Genomic DNA, 456 nt, shown 5'->3' on the forward strand with positions numbered 1-456 from the left:
CCATTTTGCCTAGTTCCTTCACCCGAGTTCTCTCAAGCGCCTTGGTATTCTCTACCCGACCACCTGTGTCGGTTTGGGGTACGGTTCCTGGTTACCTGAAGCTTAGAAGCTTTTCTTGGAAGCATGGCATCAACCACTTCGTCATCTAAAAGACGACTCGTCATCAGCTCTCGGCCTTGAAACCCCGGATTTACCTAAGATTTCAGCCTACCACCTTAAACTTGGACAACCAACGCCAAGCTGGCCTAGCCTTCTCCGTCCCTCCATCGCAGTAACCAGAAGTACAGGAATATTAACCTGTTTCCCATCGACTACGCTTTTCAGCCTCGCCTTAGGAACCGACTAACCCTGCGTCGATTAACGTTGCGCAGGAACCCTTGGTCTTTCGGCGTGGATGTTTTTCACACCCATTGTCGTTACTCATGTCAGCATTCGCACTTCTGATACCTCCAGCAA

Annotated in this window: 1 rRNA gene; it reads right to left on the bottom strand. The window is 50.2% G+C overall.

The annotated features are described in order from the left end of the window. Positions 1 to 456, bottom strand: a 23S ribosomal RNA gene (locus tag HMPREF2886_RS01440); the annotation flags it as partial.

The organism is Pseudomonas sp. HMSC066A08, assembly GCF_001813025.1.
Taxonomy (GTDB): domain Bacteria; phylum Pseudomonadota; class Gammaproteobacteria; order Pseudomonadales; family Pseudomonadaceae; genus Pseudomonas; species Pseudomonas aeruginosa.